18 protein-coding genes are annotated in these 21,169 nt (G+C 67.8%); 7 read left to right on the forward strand and 11 right to left on the reverse strand.

Annotated elements, in window-relative coordinates:
• Positions 1–90 precede the first annotated feature (90 nt).
• A complete protein-coding gene (locus tag ACFVWG_RS38035) occupies positions 91–1,077 on the forward strand; it encodes a carbohydrate kinase family protein (protein WP_391548357.1) in 987 nt (328 codons plus the stop codon).
• Here the strand turns inward: ACFVWG_RS38035 and ACFVWG_RS38040 are convergent.
• Both ACFVWG_RS38040 and ACFVWG_RS38045 read right to left on the reverse strand, forming a co-directional pair.
• Positions 1,064–1,522 (reverse strand): hypothetical protein, encoded by a 459-nt coding sequence (locus ACFVWG_RS38040; protein ID WP_391548358.1) that lies wholly within the window; start codon positions 1,520–1,522, stop codon positions 1,064–1,066. The two genes, ACFVWG_RS38035 and ACFVWG_RS38040, sit on opposite strands and share 14 nt — an antisense overlap.
• A 54-nt stretch (positions 1,523–1,576) precedes the next feature.
• Positions 1,577–2,026: an ester cyclase gene (locus ACFVWG_RS38045; protein ID WP_391548359.1), complete on the reverse strand. Its 450-nt coding sequence runs from the start codon at positions 2,024–2,026 to the stop codon at positions 1,577–1,579.
• An 81-nt stretch (positions 2,027–2,107) separates the two neighbouring features.
• Between ACFVWG_RS38045 and ACFVWG_RS38050 the strand changes: the two genes are divergently transcribed.
• Positions 2,108–2,701, forward strand: a complete 594-nt coding sequence (locus ACFVWG_RS38050) for a TetR/AcrR family transcriptional regulator (protein WP_391548360.1) — start codon at positions 2,108–2,110, stop codon at positions 2,699–2,701.
• Positions 2,702–3,381: 680 nt separating this feature from the next.
• Here the strand turns inward: ACFVWG_RS38050 and ACFVWG_RS38055 are convergent.
• Positions 3,382–5,901, reverse strand: a complete 2,520-nt coding sequence (locus tag ACFVWG_RS38055) for a polynucleotide kinase-phosphatase (RefSeq protein WP_391548361.1) — start codon at positions 5,899–5,901, stop codon at positions 3,382–3,384.
• The gene (locus ACFVWG_RS38060) at positions 5,898–7,304 is read right to left on the reverse strand and encodes a 3' terminal RNA ribose 2'-O-methyltransferase Hen1 (protein WP_391548362.1); all 1,407 of its coding nucleotides are present in this window, start codon (positions 7,302–7,304) and stop codon (positions 5,898–5,900) included. Before ACFVWG_RS38060 ends, ACFVWG_RS38055 begins: the two co-directional genes overlap by 4 nt.
• 236 nt (positions 7,305–7,540) lie before the next feature.
• Here ACFVWG_RS38060 and ACFVWG_RS38065 point away from each other — a divergent pair, with 236 nt between their 5' ends.
• Positions 7,541–7,855, forward strand: coding sequence for a hypothetical protein (locus tag ACFVWG_RS38065; RefSeq protein WP_391548363.1), 315 nt, complete (start codon positions 7,541–7,543; stop codon positions 7,853–7,855).
• Positions 7,856–7,882: 27 nt separating this feature from the next.
• Here the strand turns inward: ACFVWG_RS38065 and folE are convergent, their stop codons facing one another.
• Entirely contained in the window at positions 7,883–8,494 is a 612-nt protein-coding gene (folE, locus tag ACFVWG_RS38070; RefSeq protein WP_391548364.1) for a GTP cyclohydrolase I FolE, read from the reverse strand.
• Positions 8,495–8,570: 76 nt separating this feature from the next.
• On the opposite strand from folE, the gene ACFVWG_RS38075 reads away from it, so the two are divergent.
• Positions 8,571–9,227 carry a helix-turn-helix transcriptional regulator gene (locus ACFVWG_RS38075; RefSeq protein WP_391548365.1) on the forward strand — a complete coding sequence of 219 codons (657 nt, stop codon included), beginning with the start codon at positions 8,571–8,573 and terminating at the stop codon, positions 9,225–9,227.
• A gap of 1,480 nt (positions 9,228–10,707) precedes the next feature.
• Complete coding sequence (gene ybaK, locus ACFVWG_RS38080) at positions 10,708–11,196, forward strand: Cys-tRNA(Pro) deacylase (protein ID WP_391548366.1); 489 nt, start codon at positions 10,708–10,710, stop codon at positions 11,194–11,196.
• Here ybaK and ACFVWG_RS38085 read toward each other — a convergent pair.
• Genes ACFVWG_RS38085 through ACFVWG_RS38100 form a run of 4 tightly spaced genes read right to left on the reverse strand, consistent with a single transcriptional unit; the run spans position 11,183 to position 15,795 of the window.
• Positions 11,183–13,018 carry a glycoside hydrolase family 32 protein gene (locus tag ACFVWG_RS38085; protein ID WP_391548367.1) on the reverse strand — a complete coding sequence of 612 codons (1,836 nt, stop codon included), beginning with the start codon at positions 13,016–13,018 and terminating at the stop codon, positions 11,183–11,185. The genes ybaK and ACFVWG_RS38085 overlap by 14 nt on opposite strands.
• Positions 13,015–13,809: an ATP-binding cassette domain-containing protein gene (locus tag ACFVWG_RS38090; RefSeq protein WP_391548368.1), complete on the reverse strand. Its 795-nt coding sequence runs from the start codon at positions 13,807–13,809 to the stop codon at positions 13,015–13,017. The genes ACFVWG_RS38085 and ACFVWG_RS38090 overlap by 4 nt, the downstream gene beginning before the upstream one ends.
• Positions 13,806–14,792 carry an ABC transporter permease gene (locus ACFVWG_RS38095; RefSeq protein ID WP_391548369.1) on the reverse strand — a complete coding sequence of 329 codons (987 nt, stop codon included), beginning with the start codon at positions 14,790–14,792 and terminating at the stop codon, positions 13,806–13,808. Before ACFVWG_RS38095 ends, ACFVWG_RS38090 begins: the two co-directional genes overlap by 4 nt.
• A 1-nt stretch (position 14,793) precedes the next feature.
• Entirely contained in the window at positions 14,794–15,795 is a 1,002-nt protein-coding gene (locus tag ACFVWG_RS38100; RefSeq protein ID WP_391548370.1) for a substrate-binding domain-containing protein, read from the reverse strand.
• A gap of 146 nt (positions 15,796–15,941) precedes the next feature.
• On the opposite strand from ACFVWG_RS38100, the gene ACFVWG_RS38105 reads away from it, so the two are divergent.
• Positions 15,942–16,949 (forward strand): LacI family DNA-binding transcriptional regulator, encoded by a 1,008-nt coding sequence (locus ACFVWG_RS38105; RefSeq protein ID WP_391548371.1) that lies wholly within the window; start codon positions 15,942–15,944, stop codon positions 16,947–16,949.
• On the opposite strand, the gene ACFVWG_RS38110 is transcribed toward ACFVWG_RS38105, so the two are convergent.
• Together ACFVWG_RS38110 and ACFVWG_RS38115 are read right to left on the reverse strand one after the other, a co-directional pair.
• Entirely contained in the window at positions 16,939–19,014 is a 2,076-nt protein-coding gene (locus ACFVWG_RS38110) for a phosphocholine-specific phospholipase C (protein WP_391548372.1), read from the reverse strand. The two genes, ACFVWG_RS38105 and ACFVWG_RS38110, sit on opposite strands and share 11 nt — an antisense overlap.
• Positions 19,015–19,087: 73 nt before the next feature.
• Positions 19,088–20,167: a 3-deoxy-7-phosphoheptulonate synthase gene (locus ACFVWG_RS38115; protein WP_391548373.1), complete on the reverse strand. Its 1,080-nt coding sequence runs from the start codon at positions 20,165–20,167 to the stop codon at positions 19,088–19,090.
• 253 nt (positions 20,168–20,420) lie between these two features.
• Between ACFVWG_RS38115 and ACFVWG_RS38120 the strand changes: the two genes are divergently transcribed.
• Entirely contained in the window at positions 20,421–20,936 is a 516-nt protein-coding gene (locus ACFVWG_RS38120; RefSeq protein WP_391548374.1) for a GNAT family N-acetyltransferase, read from the forward strand.
• Positions 20,937–21,169: the final 233 nt, after the last annotated feature.

A 21,169-nucleotide genomic window follows, 5' to 3' on the forward strand; every position in this document is an offset into this window, starting at 1 on the left:
AGTACCCCTCCATGTATTAAGACGGTCGCCTGTAGTCTCTATGGGTTGCCCGAACGCCGGACAAGCACCCCACCCGAGGAGCACACCCGTATGCAGATCGCCGTCGCCGGATCGATTGCGACCGACATCCTGATGACGTTCCCGGGCCGGTTCAAGGACCAGTTCCTCGAGGAGCAGATGCACAAGGTCTCCTTGTCGTTCCTGGTCGACGAACTGGTCGTGCACCGCGGCGGGGTCGCCGCGAACATCTGCTACGGGATGGCGCAGCTCGGGCAGCCGTCGCTGCTCGTCGGCTCGGTCGGCGCGGACTTCACCGAGTACGGCGCGGCCCTCGCCGAGGCCGGCGTGGACGTCTCCCACGTGCGCATCTGTGCGAACGTACACACCGCCCGGTTCACCTGTACGACGGACCTGGACGCCAACCAGATCGCCTCGTTCTACACCGGCGCGATGGCCGAGTCCCGCGAGCTCGACCTGGGCGCGATCCACGCGGCCAGCGGCGGGATCGACCTGGTCCTGATCGGCGCCGACGACCCCGAGGGCATGGTCAAGCACACCGAGCTGGCCAAGCAGCACGGGATCGCGATCGCCGCCGACCCGTCACAGCAGCTGGCCCGGATGGACGGCGCGGACATCCAGCGCCTGATCGACGGCGCGACGTACCTGTTCAGCAACGAGTACGAAGCCGGCCTGATGGTGCAGAAGACCGGCTGGAGCCACGACGAGATCCTCGGCAAGGTAGGAGTCCGCGTCACCACTCACGGCGGCGACGGCGTCGTGATCGAGAACTCCGAAGGCATCATCACCAAGGTTCCCGCCGTCCCGGCGCCGGGACTGGTCGACCCGACCGGCGGCGGCGACGCGTTCCGCGCGGGCTACCTGACCGGCCGCGCGGCCGGCCTCGAGCACGAGGTCTCGGCCCAGATCGGCTGCACCCTGGCGACCACCGTCCTGGAGACGGTCGGCACCCAGGAGTACACCCTGGACCGCGCCAAGTTCCTCGAGCGGATGTCGAACGCGTACGGCGCCGACGCCGCCGACACCGCCGCCTCCTCCGGGGCGATCAGGTCTTCTTGACCTTGGGGATCTTCTCCATCGTGAAGGTCGCCTGCCTGCTGTTGGCGACCCCGACCCGGATCCGGTAGCCGGCGAAGATCGCCGACTTCTTCGGACCGAGGGTGATCTCCTTGGCGCCGTCGGTGAACCGCATGCCGGTCCAGAGCCGCTCGTACCCGATGACAGCACCATCACCGCAGCCGATCCCCCCGTCAGTGAGGAAGGCGCCGTCGTCGCCGGTGACCGTCAGCTGCCCGCCTTTGAGTACGCCGCTACACCTCGGGGGCCGCGGTGGCGGGCTGGGCTTCGGAGTCGGCGTCGGAGATGGAGTCGGAGTGGGGCTGACCGACGTCGGTACCGGCGCCGACGTCTGCGCCCCTGAATCGGCCTGTGGCTTCCCCTGACCGCCACAGCCCGTCAAAAGCAGACCGGCAAGGACAACTGCTGACCACCGTGGATGACCCATGCTCCACAGCGTGTCGTCCCGCGCCTCCCTCCACCGCGGGCTGACAGCAAGCGGTCAAAGCCGATCCAGTACGCCGGTCTGCGCGAGCAGCGCGAACCGGTCGGGGCACCCCCAGTGCTCGACGATCAGCCCGTCGACGACCCGCGCCATCTCGAACAACGCCATGTCGATCGGCGCGTTGCTCGGCGGCCCGAAGAACCCACCGGTCGCAGTCCCCCGCGCGCGGCCCCGCGCCCACACCACGTCACCGACGACCACGCTGTCCTCCAGCGTGTAGACGAGATCCGGCATGATCGAGTGCACCTGCCGGATCGCCGCCTTCACGTTCTTATGCGCCTCGGCGCCGGTCCCGGCCAGCCCGAACTGGTGCTCCACCATCTCCGGCGCACACACCTCGTCGACGATTGCCTCGTTCCCGGTCGCGAATCCCTCGTGCAGGATCCGCTCCAGCACCGCCAGCGGTCCGGTCGCCGTACCGCTCGGCATCGCTTTGTACGCAGCCATGTCTCCCCCTGTGAATCTCGATGCACTCCTTGTGCACTCGATGCAGTATCACTGCACTGAACACAGTGATAGTGTGCCGACATGGCCGAAGCTGTCAAGTCCTATCGCCAGGCACAGGCGGAGGAGACCCGGATCCGGATCGCGAACTCCGCGCGCCGGCTCTTCGCGGGCCAGGGCTACGGCGCCACCAGCATCGACGCGATCGCCAAGGACGCCGGGGTGGCGACCAGAACGGTCTACTCGGCCTTCGGCACGAAGCGCGAGATCCTGTCGCTGATCTGCGACCTCTGGCTGGCCGAGGCCGGCGCGATGGAACGCGCCCAACAGGTCTTCGCGATCGAAGACCCCGCCGCCCGCCTCCGCGGCGCCGCCAACTGGCTCACCAACCTGTACGCCGCCGGATTCGACGTCGTACTGATCTTCGAAGCCGCCACCGACGAGAGCCCCGAAACCAAGGCGCTACTGCGCGCCAAACTTGCCGGCCGCAACCAAGTCATGGACGCGATCATCGAGTCCCTGAAGGCAGAACTCCGCATCCCCCTCAAACAAGCCCAAGCCGTCTACCGCGCCCTGGCCGCCCCCGGCGTCTACCAAGAACTCGTCGACGAATCCGGCTGGACCCCCGCCGAATTCGAGCACTTCGTAGCCGACTCCCTCGCCCGCCAACTCCTCTAGCCTCCCCAACCAGTACACCCAGCGCAGCCGCCCGAACCGACCCGGGCGGATGCCGACCGGCCCGAACCCGACGCGAGGCGGAGCCGACCGGCCCGAACCCGATCCGGGGTAGGCGCCAGCCACCCCAAACCGGTTTGGGGAGTATCCGCGACGGATTCGGGGGGTGAATCCTCCCCGAATCCCCCAGCCCGCGCGACTGAACCCACCGTGCTCGCGAACGGGGTTGCCTATCGAGGTGGAGGGTTGCCCACTGAGATTTTCGATGGGCAACCCCCCAACTGAAGGGATATCCCTCCAACTGGAGGGTTGCCACGAGGAGGGGCTGGCGGGATGTGGGTGCGGTCGTGATCGTTGGGGATGTGGGAGAGAAACCGCCCGGAGCGGGCCAAGATTCACCCCACACTCCAGCTTCGGAGGAGGAGGACCGCTCGCGACGGCTCGTAACGTCCGAAAACACGCCGACCACGTACTGCGGGCGTTCGGACGCTGCGCGGGACGGGACCGTAACGTCCGAAAACACGCCGACCACGTACAGCGGGCGTTCGGACGTTGCGCGGGACGGGACCGTAACGTCCGAAAACACGCCGACCACGTACCGCGGGCGTTCGGACGTTGCGCGGGAGGGGGTCGTAACGTCCGAAGGACCGGAGGCGGGCTCTCCGGTCGTTCGGACGTAAGGGTTAGAGGCGGGGGTCTACGGGCTCGGACTCGAGGGCCAGTACGGCGAAGACGCACTCGTGGATGCGCCAGAGGGGTTCGCCGCGGGCGGCGCGTTCCAGCGACTCGAGACCTAGGGCGTACTCGCGGAGGGCGAGTGAGCGTTTGTGGCCGAGGTTGCGGTCGCGGAGCCGGGAGAAGTTGGCGGGCTCGGTGTAGTCCGGACCGTAGATCAGCCGCAGGTACTCGGGCCCGCGCACCTTCAGACCCGGCTGGGCGAGTCCCTTGGCGGTCCGGACGAGGTTGGCGGCCGGCTTCACGACCATGCCCTCGCCACCGGCACCGGTCAGCTCCTCCCACCACGCCACACCCTCGGACCAGTTGCCAGCATCCACGAACAGCCGTCGAGTTGCGGTGACCACATTGGGGCCTGCAGCAACCATTCGGTCCGCGATCTCCAGGTGCCAGGCGTGCGGTCGATCCTGGTACGTCGCTCCCTCCGTCGCCAGCACCTGGAACGGGGCCAGCCGAACGCCGTCGAGCCCGTCCGTCGGCCAGCAATACCGCCGGTACGCCTCGGTGAACAGCCCGGCGTTGACCGCACGCTGCGACATCGTGGCCAGCAGGTCACCGACATCCAGCCCGGCAGCAACCGCCGACGACAGTGCAGCAGTTGCGGCAGGCAACGACGTACGGGCAGCAGCACCGACTGCGGCGTACTGATTCCGCAGCAGGTCCTCGGCCTTCGCGCTCCACGGGAGCAGCTCGGCGTCCAGCAGGAGCCAGGACGTGTCGAGCTCCTCGAACAGACCCGCCTCGACCGCAACCGCGCGCAGCCGCAGCAGCAGCTCGTCGGTCAGCGAAGGATCGAAGAACGAGCGCCCAGTGCGCGTGTGGATCGCACCCCGACCAGCCAGCCCGAAGCGCTTCTCAGCAACGTCGTCATCGCGAGTCAGCAGCACGACAGCCCGCGAACCCATGTGCTTCTCCTCGCACACGAGCTCAGTCACACCCTGACCGCGATACGTCTCGAAGGCCTGCAGCGGGTGCTCCAGCAGCCCAGGCTCGGGCGACGTCGCCACCGGACTCATCGTCGGCGGCAGGTAGAGCAGGAACCGCGGATCGATCGCGAACCGGCTCATCACCTCCAGCGCCGCCCCGGCCTGCTCGGCACGCACACTCAACCGCCCGTGCGACGACGTCTCGATCACCCGCCGGCCGGTGACATCGGTCAGCTCCAGTACGTCGGGCTCGCGCGACGGAGCCGATGCCACGTGCAACGGTTTCGCCGGCGCGTAGTACTCCTTGGCCGACTTGACCTGGACCAGCTCGCGCTCGGGATAACGCAGGGCGGTCAGCGAGCCACCGAAGACCGCGCCCGTGTCCAGACAGATCGTGTTGTTGATCCACTCCGGCTCCGGCGTCGGCGTGTGTCCGTACACGACCGTCGCGCGACCGCGGTACTCGTTCGCCCACGGGTAACGCACCGGCAGGCCGAACTCATCCGTCTCGCCGGTCGTTTCGCCGTACAGGCAGAAGGAACGGACGCGACCCGAGGCGCGGCCGTGCATGCGCTCGACCAGCCCCGCGTGCGAGACAACCAGCTTGCCGCCGTCGAAGACGTAGTGCGAGATCAGCCCATCGATGAACGTCGCAACCTCGGCCCGGAACTCAGGAGTCTCCTCCTCGAGCTGCGCCAGCGTCGTCTCCAGCCCATGGCTGACCTTCACGTTGCGCCCCTGCAGAGCGCGCAGCAGCTTGTCCTCGTGGTTGCCCGGCACGCAATAGGCGTTGCCCGCAGCAACCATCCCCATCACGAGCCGCAGCACTCCTGGACTGTCCGGACCACGGTCGACCAGGTCCCCGACGAAGACCGCGCGCCGCTCATCGTGCTGAGCGTCGATCGGCCGACCCCAGGCGTCCCGGGTCAGCGAGTACCCAAGGTCAGTCAGCAGCTGCTCAAGCTCCGGCCGGCACCCGTGGACGTCACCGATGATGTCGAACGGACCGGTCTGCTCCTTCAGATCATTGAACAGCCGAGTCCGTTCGATGCTCACGGCATCGATCTCCTCAACGCTGCTCAGCACGTGAACCTTGCGGAACCCTTCCCGCTTCAGACTCTTCAGCCCACGCTTCAGCTGACCGAGCTGCCGCGTCACAACCTTCGCGCCGAACTGCCGATCGGGCCGCTGCTCGTTTCGCTCCACCGCAACCCTCTCCGGTGGGTCGAGCACGATCGCCACCGGCAGTACGTCGTACTCCCGGGCGAGCGCAACCAGCTCCCGTCGCGCCTCCGGCTGCACGTTGGTCGCGTCGATCACGGTCAGCCGACCGGCCGCCAAACGCTTACCAGCAATGAAATGCAGGACCTCGAACGCATCCTTGGTCGCCGCCTGGTCGTTCTCGTCATCCGACACCAGACCACGACAGAAGTCGCTCGAGATCACCTCGGTCGCCTTGAAGTGCTTCCGCGCAAAGGTCGACTTCCCCGACCCGCTGACGCCCACCAGGATCACCAGCGACAGCGCCGGTACGTCGATCATGAGGCCCCCTCCGTACGGCGGAAGAGGGCGAGCTGGGTCGGCGGACCGACCTCGGGGTCCTCAGGGCCAACCGGCCGGAACTCGACCGCATACCCAAACTGATCGGCTACACCCGAGGCCCAGGTCTGGAACTCCGACCGGGTCCACTCGAACCGGTGGTCGGGATGCCGGAAATTACCAGCCGGCAGCGACTCGAACCGCACGTTGTACTCACTGTTCGGAGTAGTCACCACGACCGCGGCCGGCCGGGCCGCCTGAAAGACCGAGTACGACAGCGCCGGCAGCCGCGGCGGGTCGACATGCTCGATGACCTCCATCAGTACGGCGGCATCCAGCCCGTCCAGGCGCTCGTCGGCGTACGTGACCGACGACTGCAGGAACCGCAGCCGGTCCCGCTGCCGATCCGGCAGGTCGTCGTAGTGCAGTCGCCGTTTCGCCGAGATCAGCGCCCGCGCCGAGACGTCCGTCCCGATCAGTTCACCGATCATCGGGTCCTTCAGCAGCTCCCCCACCAGCGCGCCCTCACCACATCCGACGTCCACGATCCGCCGCGCCCCGAGCTCCCGCAGTACGGCGGCAACCGTCGTACGGCGCTCGACCGCCAGCGACACCGGTCCTTCGGACTCCGACTCCTCGTCGGCCACCTCGACACCGTCCACCTCGGCGAGTCGCTCGAGCGCGTCGTCGGACAAGTAGCGGCGGTGTGCCAGGTAGCGGTGCGAGATCAGATCCTTCTCCGGGTGCGTGCCGAGCCAGCCGGCGCCGGCGCGGACCAGCTTGTCGACCTCGTCGGAGCCGACCCAGTAGTGCTTGGCGTCATCCAGCACGGGGAGCATCACGTACAAGTGATTGAGTGCATCGGCCAGCCGTACGACGCCGGTCAGCCGCAGGTCGACGTACCGGGAATCACCCCAGGACGGGATCTCCGGGTCGAGCGGCACCGGACGCGCGTCGACCGTCCAGCCGAGTGGCGCGAACATCCGCTCGGCCAGCTCGGAACCGCCGCGGCACGGCAGCGCCGGGACGTGGATCTCCAGCGGGATCGCGGCGGCCGCGAGCTCGGGGCGCGCGTCGCAGCGGCCGATCATCGCGGTCCGGAAGAACTTGCTCAGCGCGACCGCGAGCAGGCTGGAGGCGGCGTACGGGCGATCGTTCACGTACTGCCCGAGGGTGAAACCCTCGGAGGATTTCCCGCGGCCCGCGCGCACGAGTGCGATCGGGTCGATCTCGAGCAGGAGCGCCGCCGTACAGCGTTCGTCGGTCGCCTCGGGGTAGAAGACATGCGCTGCCCCACCGGTGATGTCGGTGCGCTGCGGTCGTCCCGGGTTCTTGTGCAACAGGAACCCGAAATCGCTCGCGGGAAGGTCGAATCCGGCCAGGTCGGTGGTCAGCGTCAGGAACACCGGCCCATTCGATCATGACGAGCGCGTAAACCCTTTGTTCTTTTAACGATCGGAGGCTGAGACACGCGTGGCGATACCTGGCGTGTCGGGGGTTTTGGTTCTAGCTTGTTGTGCAGTAAGAGAGTCGCTACAGATCGTTCTTCCCCGCTGACACTCGGTACTTGTCCCCGGTTTGTGGCGAGCGCCCAACCGCGCCCGGCCGCTCTGCGCGCCGGGCTCACACGGGGAAAGGACCAATGAAACCCCAGACCTTCGAACTCCTGCGCTACACCGACATCAGCGGGGTCTCCGGCACCGGCATCGTCGCCGAAGGTTGTGTCTTCACCGACGGCTCGGTGGCACTGCGCTGGCACGGCGCCAACCCGTCCACGGCCGTCTGGCCGGATCTTGACTCCATCCTCGCCGTCCACGGCCACTGCGGCGCCACCGTCGTCCGCTGGCTGGACGTCTCCGAGATGGAGCCGGTCCCCGGCACCGACCTGCTGCCCGGCGAGGTCGCGCACATCCTCGCCACCGGACGGCACACTCACCACAAGGCGGTCTCCGCCTGACCTGAAGGGCTTCGGCTGGCCGCCGGACTACGGGGTGAGGCCGGTCAGCGCGAAGAACTCCTGCCGCGAACTCGGCTTGTCGCGCAGGATGCCCTGCAGTGACGAGGTGACGGTTCGCGAGCCCACCGCCCGCACTCCGCGCAGCGACATGCACTGGTGCTCGGCCTCGATCACGACCCCGACGCCCTTCGGTGCGAGATGGTCCTGGAGCCAGTCGGCGACCTGCTTGGTCAGCCGCTCCTGCACCTGAAGATCGCGCGCGAACAGCTCGACCACCCGGGCCAGCTTCGACAGCCCGAGGATCCGGTCGCCCGGCAGGTACCCGACGTGCGCCACGCCCGTGAACGGCAGCAGGTGGTGCTCACACAGCGACTGCACCGGGATGTCCTTGGCCAGGACCAGTTCGTCGTACCCCTCGTCGTTCGGGAAGGTCGTGAGCGCGAACTCGCGCGGCGTCAGCATCTCGGCGTACGCCTTGGCCACCCGGCGCGGGGTGTCGGCCAGGTGCGCGCTCTCCGGGTCACGCCCGAGCGCCTTGAGCAGATCGGCGACCGCGCGCTGGGCGGCGGGCAGGTCGATCTGGGCCCGGCCCGCGACGATATGCAGTGGTACGGGTTCGAGATCGGCCGAGATCGCCATCTGCCACACTCCCTGAGAGTTCAACGAGCCGCCATCATACTGTTAAACCAATAGATGTTGTCGATAGAATCAACTCGTGGACAACCGCTGGAAGGCCGTCGCCGTACTCGAGGAGCCCACGCGGCGCCGCCTCTACGAGTACGTCGTCGCCCAGGCCGGCCCCGTCAGCCGGGACGACGCGGCGGCCGCACTCGCGATCCCGCGGACGACGGCCGCCTTCCACCTCGACCGGCTGACCGAGGAAGGTCTGCTCGCCACCTGCTTCGAGCGCCGCAGCGGCCGCACCGGCCCCGGCGCCGGACGCCCCGCCAAGCTCTACCACCGCTCCGACACCGAGATCGAGATCAGCCTCCCCGAACGCCAGTACGCCGTCGCCGGCCAACTGCTCGCCGCCGCGATCGAGGACGCCGAGTCCACCGGCGGCTCACCCCGCGCAGCGGTCAACCGGCTGGCCCGCGAGTACGGCGAGACCCTCGGCCACGCCGACCTCCCGCTGATCGAGATCCTCGAGCGGCACGGCTTCGAACCCCACCACGACGGCGCCGACCTCGTCCTCGCCAACTGCCCCTTCCGCCGCCTAGCCACCCACCACGGTCAACTCGTCTGCACCATGAACCTCAACCTCCTCGCCGGCCTGATCACCACCACCAACTCCCCCCACGAAGCCCGCCTCACCCCAACCCCCGCCCACTGCTGCGTCCGCCTAATCGCCACCGCCACTCCCCCCATTTGAGGGGATCTCCGCTCAAGTTGCTGGTTCTCCCTCATTCAGTGCCCCCGCCACCCGACCTTGAGCACGGTTCAACCACTTCGGCGGGCGTCGCGTGGTTGAGGGGTGCACAAAGTGGGGCGTCCGCCGGACCTTGAGCACGGTTCAACCACTTCGGCGGGCGTCACGTGGTTGAGGGGTGCACAAAGTGGGGCGTCCGCCGGACCTTGAGCACGGTTCAACCACTTCGGCGGGCGTCGCGTGGTCGAGGGGTGCACAAAGTGGGGCGTCCGCCGGACCTTGAGCACGGTTCAACCACTTCGGCGGGCGTCACGTGGTCGAGGGGTGCTCAAGGTGCCTCGCCTTGGGCGGTCGGCCGCGTTGTGGGTGAGTTTTTCGTCGCCTGGACCCGAAAAACTCACCGCTAGCGCAAGCTCCGGGCATCACGGACCTCAGCCACAACCCGTCAGCCGCAGGCAACGTGCACCTCGGTCGCCGACCGCACCATCCCCCTCAGCCATCTGCTTGGCGCGCGCGAAGCTTTCAGTCGACCGCCGGAGGCGGTCGAGGTGGCGCGGCGGGCCAGGTGAGCGACTCGGCCGGCCACGTCGCGCTGTGGCTGGGCGATGCGGTGGCTGAGGGGGATGGTGCGGCCGGCGACCGCGTTCTCCGTTGCTTGGGGCTGACGGGTTGTGGTTGCGGTCCGGGAAAGGCGCCGCGACGGTGGGCCGTTGCTTGTGGCTGGCTGGCTGGTGGGTTGTGGTTGCCGTCCGGGAGCGACACCGGCGGGCTCGCAGTTGCTGGGGGTGACGGGCATTGGGTGCGGCGAAAATAGGGCGCTTCGGTGATCGGGCTGTACAGACCGACTGTTAGTACGCGGACGGAGCGGGCGTGCTGCAGCGTGACGGAGGCGCCGAAAAGGGCTGCTGGTAGGCGTAGTAACAGTCGGTGTGTACGCAACCGGCGGATCCAACTCATACGCCGGAGCGGCCGCAGCCCCGGCGTCACCCACACATCGAGCAGGAGAGCCTCATTTGATGGGCTGACCCATCCCCCTGCGGGCCAACCCACCGCATGCAGCTAGCTCACCCGCCCTTTCGCTGGCCGGCCCACCGCGCGCCCCCCTCCCAGCCACCCGCCAGCCCCGTCCCGCCCACCGCGCGCCCCCTCGCAGCCAACCACCAACCCCGTCCCCACCCCCTCCGCCATTTCGACGGATATCCACTCAAGTCCGCCCCGGTTCTCCCCTCAAAATACGAGGGGAGAAGGGACCATCTTCGGGGATATCCGTTCAAATTGCCCTCGGCCGGTACGACGGTGTGGGCGCGCCGGGGTGGACGAGGCGGCAGATGCGCGGGCGCTCGGGAGGGCAGTGTGGGTCGGCAGGTGGGCGAGGGTCGGCGGGTGGAACCGGGGCGGTGGGTGGAACCGGGGACCGTGGGTGGAACCGGGGACGGCGGGTGGGACGGGGGCGGGGGGGGTGGGACGGGGTTAGGGTCGGGGGGTGGCTAAGAGCAGGCAGGGGGCGGGGACGCCGGCGACGGTGGCTTTGACGAAGGCGAAGATCGAGTTCAGTACGCACGCTTATGACCACGATCCGGCGGCCAAGTCGTACGGGCTGGAGGCGGCCGAGGCGCTGGGGCTGGAGTCGGAGCAGGTGTTCAAGACGCTGCTGGTCGAGGTCGACGGCAAGCTGACGGTCGGCGTCGTACCGGTGGACAAGCAGCTCGATCTCAAGGCGATCGCCGCCGCGGCCGGTGGGAAGAAGGCCGTGATGGCCGACCCGGCCGCTGCCGAACGCACCACCGGGTACGTCGTCGGTGGGATCAGCCCGATCGGTCAGAAGCGCCCGCTGCCAACGGTCGTCGACCGTACGGCGGCCGACCACACGACCGTCTATGTGTCGGGCGGCCGGCGGGGACTCGACATCGGCCTCTCCCCCGCCGACCTCATCACGGTCACGAACGCCCGTACGGCGGCTATCGCACGCTGACGTTCTGGACCAGCGCGGTCCCGTTGTAGACGTTCATCCCGAACTGGCCGGATTTGTGCTCGGTGTCGACGGCGTCGATGAGCTGCTTACCGTCGAGCGCCACCTTGATGTTCGACCCGGCGGTCTGCACCGTGAAGTGGTAGGTCCGCCCATGCTCGACCTGCAGTGGAGCCGTCGCAATGTCGCGACCCGGCCGCCAGAGCTTCACCACGTTGGCCGCCGCATCGACGTTGACCGTGTAGTGCTGCGAGGCGTCCTTGGTCGCCCGGAAGGTGAGTGCGGCCGCGACGCCGTCGACCAGCTGGACGTCCCCATCCAGCGTGAAGTCCGAGCCGGTCGCCGTACTGAGGTAGAAGGCGTCACCGGGTGACTTGCCTTGTTTGCCATCGGCAACGTCTGCCCACTGACCACGGGCGGCATACCAGGGACCGTCCAGGTTGGTGTGGAGCGTCGCCTCACCGAGCGGCCGCCAGATCGAGGCGAGCTCGTGGATGGTCAGCGAGTCGAGCCGGAGCCGGCCCTCGGTGAACAGTTCGAGGCCGTCTCCACCAGGCAGGCCGTCGAAGTTCACGTTGTAGCTCTGGTAGACGTCACCATCGTTGCCGAAGACATCGAGTTGCCCACGGTCAACGAGCAACCGCACCCGAACCTTGCCGCCGCTCGGCTTCAGCGCGACCCCGTTCAGCTGCTGCGACCGAGCGTCGTACGCGATGTCGCGATCGAACCACCCATCAGGCCCGGTGTGCAGCCGGAACCCGAACCGCTGCACATCCCGTACGTCGACCACCGCTTCGAGCTCGTAGGTGTTGACCCGCACCCCGGACAGCAGCTCGCGGGCAGCCTTCGCGTCGAGACTCAGGTTCTTCCAGGTCCGCGTGTTCTCCCGCAATGTGTCGATCTCGGGGACCGGGTTGGCGACGACGCGGATGCCGTCAGCGCTTCGGCGCAGTTTGAGATCCACCGGGAACGAGGCGTTGCCCGTCCAGATCGAGCCGTAGTTCTCGCCCTGCCAGGCCATCGACACAACGCGGTCGCCCTTGAGGTTGGAGAAGTTGAGAGCCGCGTAATACCCAGCTCCAGCGTGAGTGTCGGTCTGGTTGATCTTCTGCGGCACACTCCAGTCGGAGTGGAACGCCGTACCGTCCCAGTCACCGACGTAGTACTCGCCGCTGCCGGCATGCAGGACCCAGTGGTACTCACCCTCGAGCGGCATCCGGATCATGTTCGGGCACTCGAACAGCCAGCCGGCCTTGAACCGCGAGGCAAAGGACCAATGCAGCAGATCGGTCGAGACGAAGAAGTCGACTCCGTTGCCGCCGGCATCGGACCAGACGACCATCCCCCAGTGCTGCGACACCGGGTCCCAGAACACCTTCGGATCGCGACTGTCCCCATCCGGTACGACGACCTTCCGGCCACCGTCGTACGTCTGGAAGGTGTTTCCGCCGTCCAGACTGTAGAAAACGGTCACCCCGCGAGTCCCGGAGTACACGAGGACCGGGTCGTGGTCGCCGTTCTTGAGGCCGCTCACGTTGCCGCAGTCAACGACTCCGCCACCCGACCACAGGTCGCCTGGATGGATCGAAGGGTCGAGCGCGATCGGCCGCTGCTGCCAGTGCACGAGATCGGTGCTGGTCGCATGCCCCCAATGCATCGTGTCCCAGTGCAAGGCATTCGGGGCGTGCTGGAAGTACAGGTGATACACGCCGCGGTAGTACAGCGGCGCGTTCGGGTCGTTCATCCAGCCGCTCCGTGGGCTGAAGTGAAACTGCCCGCGGTTGTCCTCTTGGTAGTTCGTACCGGCGTAAGGGAAAGAGGTCATGAGTCCACCAGGTTGGGCGGGGCGTCTGGGTCGCCGGGGCGCAGGGCCCCGGTCATGAGAGAGACCACCTGGCTCATCGACGCGTCCTCCGGGCGTACGACGGCAGCGCGGCGACCGAGCCGGTGGACGTGGATACGGTCAGCGATCTCGAACACCTGCGGCATGTCGTGACTGATCAGAACCACCGGCAGTCCGCGGTCACGGATCCGCCGGATCAGGTCGAGCACCTGGCGCGACTCCTTCACACCGAGCGCGGCCGTCGGCTCGTCCATGATGACCATCTTGCTGCCGAACATCGCGGCCCGGGCGACCGCGACGGCCTGCCGCTGGCCTCCGGACAACGTCTCGACGAGTTGGCCGATGTGCTGCACGGTTTCGATGCCCAAGGCATCGAGTTGCAGCTGTGCCTGTTCCCGCATCGCACTCCGGTCGAGCAGCCGGAACACCGATCCCAAAGGCCCGGTACGGCGTACCTCCCGGCCGAGGAAGAGGTTCGTGGCAATGTCCATCGCGGGGGCCAGGGCGAGCGTCTGATGGACGGTCTCGATCCCGGCGTGCCGAGCGTCGAGTGGTGAATGGAAATGCGTCTCGGAACCGTCGAGCAGGATCGTGCCCTCGTCCGGGATCAACGCTCCCGAGAGTGCCTTGATCAGACTGGACTTGCCGGCGCCGTTGTCGCCGACCACGGCGAGCACCTCACCGCCGTACAGGTCGAAGTCGGCACCGTCGATGGCGGTCACCCGGCCGTACCGCTTGACCAGGCCACGGGCCTGCAGAGCGGGCGTGGTCATCGCGACCTCCTACGGACGACCTGGTCGAAGGCAACGGCCGCGATCACGAGCACGCCGGTGGCGACGTCCTGGTAGAGGCTGTCGATCCCGGCCTGGGTCAGACCGCTGCGCAGAACCGCGACGATCAGCGCACCGACCACCGTGCCCATCACGCTGCCGCGACCGCCGAAGAGGCTGGTGCCACCGATGACGACGGCGGTGATGCTGTCCAGGTTGCCGGTCTGAAAGGCGTTCGGGTCCGCGTTCGGGATCCGGCCGAGGGCCTGCCAGGCAGCGAAGGCGTAGATGACGCCTGCCACCAGGTAGACGCTGAACCGGGTCCGGCCGACGTGGATACCGGTCAGCCGGGCTGCCTCCGGATCGTTGCCCAGGGCATAGACATGTCGACCCCAGGCTGTCCGGGTGAGCGCGTACCAGGTGATCGCGAACATCACCACGGCCAGCGTCATCCCATGCGTCACCTTGATCTGGCCGAACAGGTAACCACCCTCACCGAGGATGCCGAGCAGGTTGTCGGTGACCGGGTAGGAGTTACCTTCGGAGTACAGCCGACCCGCTGCCAGTACGACGGTCAGCATGCCGAGGGTGACGATGAACGGCGGCAGGTTCAGCATCGTGACCAGACCACCGGAGATCGCGCCGAGTGCCGCGCACACGATGAAGCCTGCGATCAGAGCCACCACCGAGTTGCTGCCATCGGTCACCAGCCGCGCGAGCACCATCGTGCCGAGCACCATGATCGCCGCGTTCGCCAGGTCGATCCCACCGGTCAGCACAATCAACGTCTGCCCCAGCGCAAGCGTCGCCACCACCAACGACTGCTGCACCACAAGCGAAAGGTTGTCCACAGTAAGGAACGTCGACGTCGTCACCGCGAACACGATGATCGCCAGGATCAGCGCGGCCAGTGGTCCTAGCGCTGGGTTGTGCAGGAGCGCGTCGGTCGAGCGGTTCCGAAGCGATGGTGCCGCGTTGTCGCTCACCTCAGCCCCAGCAGTTCTGGGCGCCCCAGGTGGTGTCCTTGCTGTCCAAGCCGGGGAGGGGCTTGTCGGTGATCAGCTGGGCACCGGTGTCCTGGAAGCCGGTCGGCTTCTTGCCGTCCTTGGCGAAGGCAACGACTGCGTCGACACCTTGCTCGGCCATCTTCTTGGGGAACTGCATGACGGTGGCCAGGTACTTGCCGGCCTTCACGTCTGCGACGCCCTGGCAACCGCCGTCGATCGAACCGACCGCCACCTTGCCGGCCAGGCCCTTCGCGGTCAGCGCGGCGACGGCACCGCGAGCGGCGGGCTCATTCAGGGTGTAGACCGAGTTCACCGTCGCGTCGCGCTGGAGCAGGTTCTCCATCGCGGCCTGGGCTTTGTTCTGGTCACCGTTGGTCGGCGCCGCGCCGATGATCGCGGGATCGCCGTCCTTCAGGCCCATCCCCTGCAGGAAGCCCTTGTGGCGCTGCTCGTCCACCGTGCCACCCGGCGTACCGTCCATCATCAGCAGCCGCGGCGCGGTCGGGCCGAGCGTCGCCTTGATGTACTTGCCCTCGAGCTCACCCGCGGTCGTGTTGTTGGTCGCGTACGTCGCGTCGACGGCATCCTTCGGATCGGTCTCGGTGTCGAGGGCGATCACCAGAACGCCCTTCTCCTTGGCCTGTTTGAGCGCACCGAGGATGCCGGTCGAGTTGCTCGGCGTGATCAGGATGCCCTTCACGCCCTGCTGGACGAGGTTCTCGATCGCGGCGACCTGGCCCTCGTTGTCGCCGTCGAACTTGCCGGCCACCGCGATCACCTCGGCGCCGGACTGCGCGGCGTGCGCCTTGGCCGACTCGCGCAGCTTCACGAAGTACGGGTTGGTGTCGGTCTTGGTGACGAGCCCGATCTTGACCGGGCCGCTGCTGTCACCGCCGCCGCCACTCCCGGACTTGGTCTGCGTACACGCCGCCGTGGCCAGCACGGCCACGGTCAGTAGGACAGCGGGGACGGTTCTTCTCACGGGTCAGCCCTCCCGAGCAATGTGTCAGCCCGCGTCGCAGGACCCGGGCGCCGGTCTGACACCGGAAGGTAGACCGGTCCGATCACTGGTTTCCTGCTTTGCGCAAACACTTGCGCAAAGCACTCTGGGCAACGACCATACGACGGATGGTCACCATGACCGAGGTCGCCCGCGCCGCCGGAGTGTCGGTCAGTACGGTCTCGCATGTCGTCAACGGCACCCGCCTGGTCGCCCCGGCGACCCGTGAGCGGGTCCAGCACGCGATGGACCTGCTCGGCTACCGGCACCAGCCGACCGCGCGCTCCCTCTCCGCGGGCACCAACCGGACGATCGGCCTCGCCATCACGGTGGCCACGAACCCGTACTGGGTCGAGCTCATCCAGGGCATCGACCGCGAGGCCACCCGAGCCGGCCTGAACCTGATCATCGTCGACACCCGCGACGACGCCCGGCACGAGTCGGTGGCCGTCGCGAACCTACTGGCGCACCGCATCGAGGGCCTGATCACCGCCCCGGCCGACGGCTGGCGTGAGCTGACCCTGCCGATGCTCCGCGACCATGCGCTGCCCTACGTCCTGGTGGACCGGATCACGCCCGAGCTCCGCGTCGACCAGGTCGGCGTCGAGAACGAGGCGGCCACCACCGCGATCATCGACCACCTGATCTCGCTCGGCCACACCCGGATCGCGATGCTCAGCGGGATCCCCGGACTATCGACGAGCGCCGAACGCGTGCACGGCTATCACTTGGCCCATCAGCGAGCCGGCCTGCCGGTCGATCCGGAGCTGATCCGGTGCGGCTCGTCCACGAGTGACGGCGGCCGGAAGGCGACCTGGGAGCTACTGCAGCTCGACGACCGGCCGACCGCGTTGTTTGCCGCGAACAACAGTATGACGATCGGCGCGCTCGCGGCCCTGAACGCCGCGGGCGTCGACGTCCCCAAGGACATGGCGCTCACGGCCTTCGACGACTTCACCTGGGCCGATCTCTTCAGCCCGGGCCTGACCACCGTGGCCCAACCGTCCGCGGCAATCGGTGCCCGGGCTGTCCAGTTACTGCTGCGCCGGATGAACGATCCCGATGCACCTCCGCAGACCATCCGGTTGCCTGCGGAGATCATGCATCGTCAGTCCTGCGGTTGCGTCAGCCGGTGACGCCGGCGTGGCCGGTCTCCAGATGCCCGCTCAGCCTGCGCCGGTACGTCGTGTCCTCGACGACCGTGACCTCGACGTCGTACCAGCCGTGATCGGTCGGCCAGTCGACCTCGCGAGTCTGCTTGCCGCGCAGCGTGACGGTGACCCCCTTGCTGCCGTAGCCACGCGCCTTCAGCTTGAGCGTGAGCGGCTTGCGTGAGGTGTTGACGAGCGCAAACTCCAGGCCGCTCCCCCGCTGGCAGATTCGCACGTCCAGTCCGGCCGCGACGCCGTCGGTGGATCCGGCCAGCTCGACCCAGAACCGGTTCGGCCCCTGTACGGCGATCTCGTACGGACCGGAGACCGCGATGGCCTCGGCGTGATCCCGCCGTACGTCGACGTGGGCCGGCGCGGGCAGCTCACCGCCGTACGGGTAGATCGCGAAGTGGACCGGCGCGTCGCCTTCGTTGCTGAGGGCCACCTTCAGTTTGCCGTCGGCAACGAAGCCGGAAACCGCAGGCCGGTAAGGCAACGGGCGAGCGGGCCGTCGGCCGGTCTCCTGCTGCGGGATCGCCTGGTCGACCGGCGGGGTCGGCTTCCAGCGCGCGATCGGCGCCGGAATCGGACCGGGCGCATCGACCTTCGGCTGCCGGTAGGAGCGGTCGAAGTCGAACGCCGACGTGAGGTCGCCGAGTGCGGTCCGTCGCCAGCTGCTGATGTTCGGCTCCTGGACGCCGGTCCAGCGCTCGAGGAAACGGATCACCGAGGTGTGGTCGAAGGCCTGCGAGTTCACGTGGCCGCCGACAGTCCACGGTGAGACCACGGTCATCGGGACGCGCGGACCCGGTCCGATCGGCTGACCGGCGTACCAGTCGTCGCCGTTGCCCGACTCGGGGCGCGGCGCGACCGGCGGCGGGACGTGGTCGAAGTAGCCGTCGTTCTCGTCGAAGTTGATGAACAGCGCGGTCTTCGACCAGGTCTCCGGATCGGAGGCGATCGCGTCGAGCAGTTCGTAGACGAGGTTCGCGCTGGCCACCGGCGTCGACGAACCGGGGTGCTCGGAATCGACCGCGGACGGGACCAGCCAGCTCACCCGCGGCAGCTTGCCGGCCTTGATGTCCGCCTTCACCCGCGGGATCAGCGACTCCGGCTCCGAGCGGTACATCGCCTTGTGGAACAGGTCCTGGTCGGCCTTCGGCTGCTTGGCCACGGCATCCGCGAGCTGCTTCAGCGCCTCGGCCTGCTGCTCGGGGGTCTTCTCGAAGAGCTTGTCGTAGAACTCCTCGGTGGTGCGGTAGCCGCCCGGCACCGACGCGAGGATGCGCGTCCCGATGTCCTTGAAGGTCCGGAAGTACTCGACCGCGTTGTCGGTGAAGTTGTCCCACTCCTGGTAGATCTGCCAGGAGACGCCGGCCTTCTCCAGCCGCTCCGGGTACGCCGTCCAGTCGTAGCCCTTGTGGTTGTAGTCGTACGCCGCGTTGGTCACCGCGCGCTGCGTCGTACCTGGCTCGTAGCCGACAGTGCCGGACCACAGGTAGGTGCGGTTCGGGTTCGTGGAGCCGTTGACCGAGCAGTGGTAGGCGTCGCAGATCGTGAAGGTCTCGGCCAGCTCGTACTGCAGCGGGATGTCGCGACGGTCGTAGTGCGTCATCGTCGCGGCCGTCTTGGCCTGCACCCAGTTGTCGTTCCAGCCGTTGCTCCAGGCCTGGGTCGCGTCGGTGAAGCCGTGCGCGAGGGCACCGAGGTACTGGATGTCGTCGGGGTTGCGGCCGGCCGCGGCGGCGGCTGCCCGGATCGAGAACGGCAGCACCTCACCGCCGGCGGTCTTCGGCTGGTGGAAGACGCTCTGGCCGTTGCGCAGCCGCAGTGGCTGGCGATCGCCGTACCCGCGAACTCCGCGCAGCGTCCCGTAGTAGTGGTCGAACGAGCGGTTCTCCTGCATCAGCACGATGACGTGCTCGATGGCCCGCAGTCCGCCACGCCTCACTGGTTGCGCCATGGCGGTGTGCAGCGACGGCGGGAGCAGCGACAACGCTGCCCCGCCGGCCGCCGAACCGAGAACAAGGCGCCTGGAGATCTCAGTCATGGTCCGGACCTTATGAGGGGTCCATGACCACCGCAAGACCCCCGGGTGAACTCCCGAGACTGCTCAGAACTGTTCAGCCGCGCCGCTTCAGGGCAGCGTCACGCAGTTCGGTCAGCACAGCCTCGGTCGTCTCCCAGCCCATGCAGGCGTCGGTGATCGACTGGCCGTAGGCGAGCTCGCGAGTGGGTTCGAGATCCTGGCGGCCTTCCTGCAGGAACGACTCGAGCATCACGCCGACGATCGCCTTGTTCCCGGCCGCGATCTGCTCCCCGATCTCCCCCGCAACGACCGGCTGGCGACGGTGATCCTTGCGGCTGTTGCCGTGGCTCGCGTCCACGACCACGCGCTCCGGCAGGCCCGCCGTACGGAGAAGGTCTGTCGCAGCGGCCACTGACTCGGCGTCGTAGTTCGGGCCGGAGTCGGAGCCGCGCAGGACGAGGTGGCAGTCGGGGTTGCCGCGGGTGTGCAGGATCGCGGGTGCGCCGTCGTGGTCGATACCGGTGAAGACATGCGGTACGGCGGCAGCCTTGATCGCGTCGACCGCGGTCGCGATCGAACCGTCGGGGCGGTTCTTCATCCCGATCGGCATCGACAACCCCGACGACAGCTGCCGGTGCACCTGGGACTCGACCGTCCGAGCGCCGATCGCGCCCCAGCCAACCGTGTCGGCGATGTACTGCGGCGTGATCGGGTCGAGGAACTCACACCCGACCGGCAACCCCAGCTCGGTCACCTGCAGCAGGAGCTTGCGCGCCAGCCGCAGCCCGCGGTTCACATCACCCGAACCATCCAGACCCGGGTCGTTGATGAGACCCTTCCAGCCCAGCGTCGAGCGCGGCTTCTCGAAGTACACCCGCATCACCACCAGCAGCCCGTCGGACAGCCGCTCAGCCACCGGCCGCAGCCGCTCGGCGTACTCAAGCGCCGCATCAGCATCGTGCACCGAACACGGACCGACAACGACCAGCAACCGGTCGTCAACGCCGTTCAGTACGTCGACCACCGCCTGCCGACCGTCGACAACCGTCTTGGCGAGGGCATCGCTCAGCGGCAGCTCGTCGTGCAACGCGAGCGGCGTGATCAACGGGACGGTCTTCTCGATCCGGCGGTCGACGACTGCCGTCTGATCGGATCGTCGCGGGAGGGTGTTCATGATGGTGGGACCTTTCCGCCGGAGCACCGCGGAAGGTCGCAGTCAGCCGGCTGGGAACAAGAAAAGGCAAGGACGGTTTGTCCTTGCCTTAGGGCCGGCTGCGGTACGGAGGCGAGCGTCAGCGATCAACTGAGCTGCCCGGCACCAAAGCCGGCCACTCAAAAAATCGCCAATAGCAACGCTTCACGGGACCGAGAGTACCACTGCCCCAAATCCCGTGGCGCCCATCCCTCGGTCGTGGTTGTCTCAGCCGGTGACGATCCGCACGGCCACGGCCGCCGAACTCCCCGACCTGCGTGCCCTCGAAGTTGCCGCGGGCGTGCTCTTCCGCGACATCGGCATGACGGACATCGCCGAGCATCCGGCGCCGCCGCTCGAGGTGTTCGAGCGGGCCCGGTACGACGGCCGCCTGTGGGTCGCGGTCGATGACGAGGACCGGCCGATCGGGTTCGTCCTGGTCGAGATCGTGGACGGCGCCGCACACATCGAGCAGCTCAGCGTGCATCCGGATCAGCAAGGGCGCGGGCTAGGGCGTGTGCTGATCGACCACGTCGGATCTTGGGCGACTGAGCAGGGCCTCGCCGGGTTGACGCTCAGCACGTTCCGGAGCGTGCCGTGGAATGCGCCGTACTACGCGCGGCTCGGGTTCGTGGAGTTCCCGCCGGGCGAGCTGACGACCGGGTTGCTCGCCGTACAGGCCGCGGAGACCGCCTTCGGCCTGGACCCGGAGGCACGGGTGTTCATGCGCCGACCGGAGCGCGACCAGTAACCAACCTCACCTCGGGCTCGTTGAGGGCTGCAACAACGGGTCGACATCTGAGGGGTGCTGGACAGTGAGGCCGCGGGTCTTCGAGCTGGTGCGGTACCGGGATCCGAGTGGGGTTTCCGGGACCGGTGTGGTCGCGGAGGGCTGCGAGTTCAGCGACGGGTCAGTTGCTTTGCGGTGGCGGGGTGCGAACCCGGCGACCGCGGTCTGGCCAGGGCTCGAGGCCGTGCTCGCCG

Source organism: Kribbella sp. NPDC058245 (assembly GCF_042882005.1).
Taxonomy (GTDB): domain Bacteria; phylum Actinomycetota; class Actinomycetes; order Propionibacteriales; family Kribbellaceae; genus Kribbella.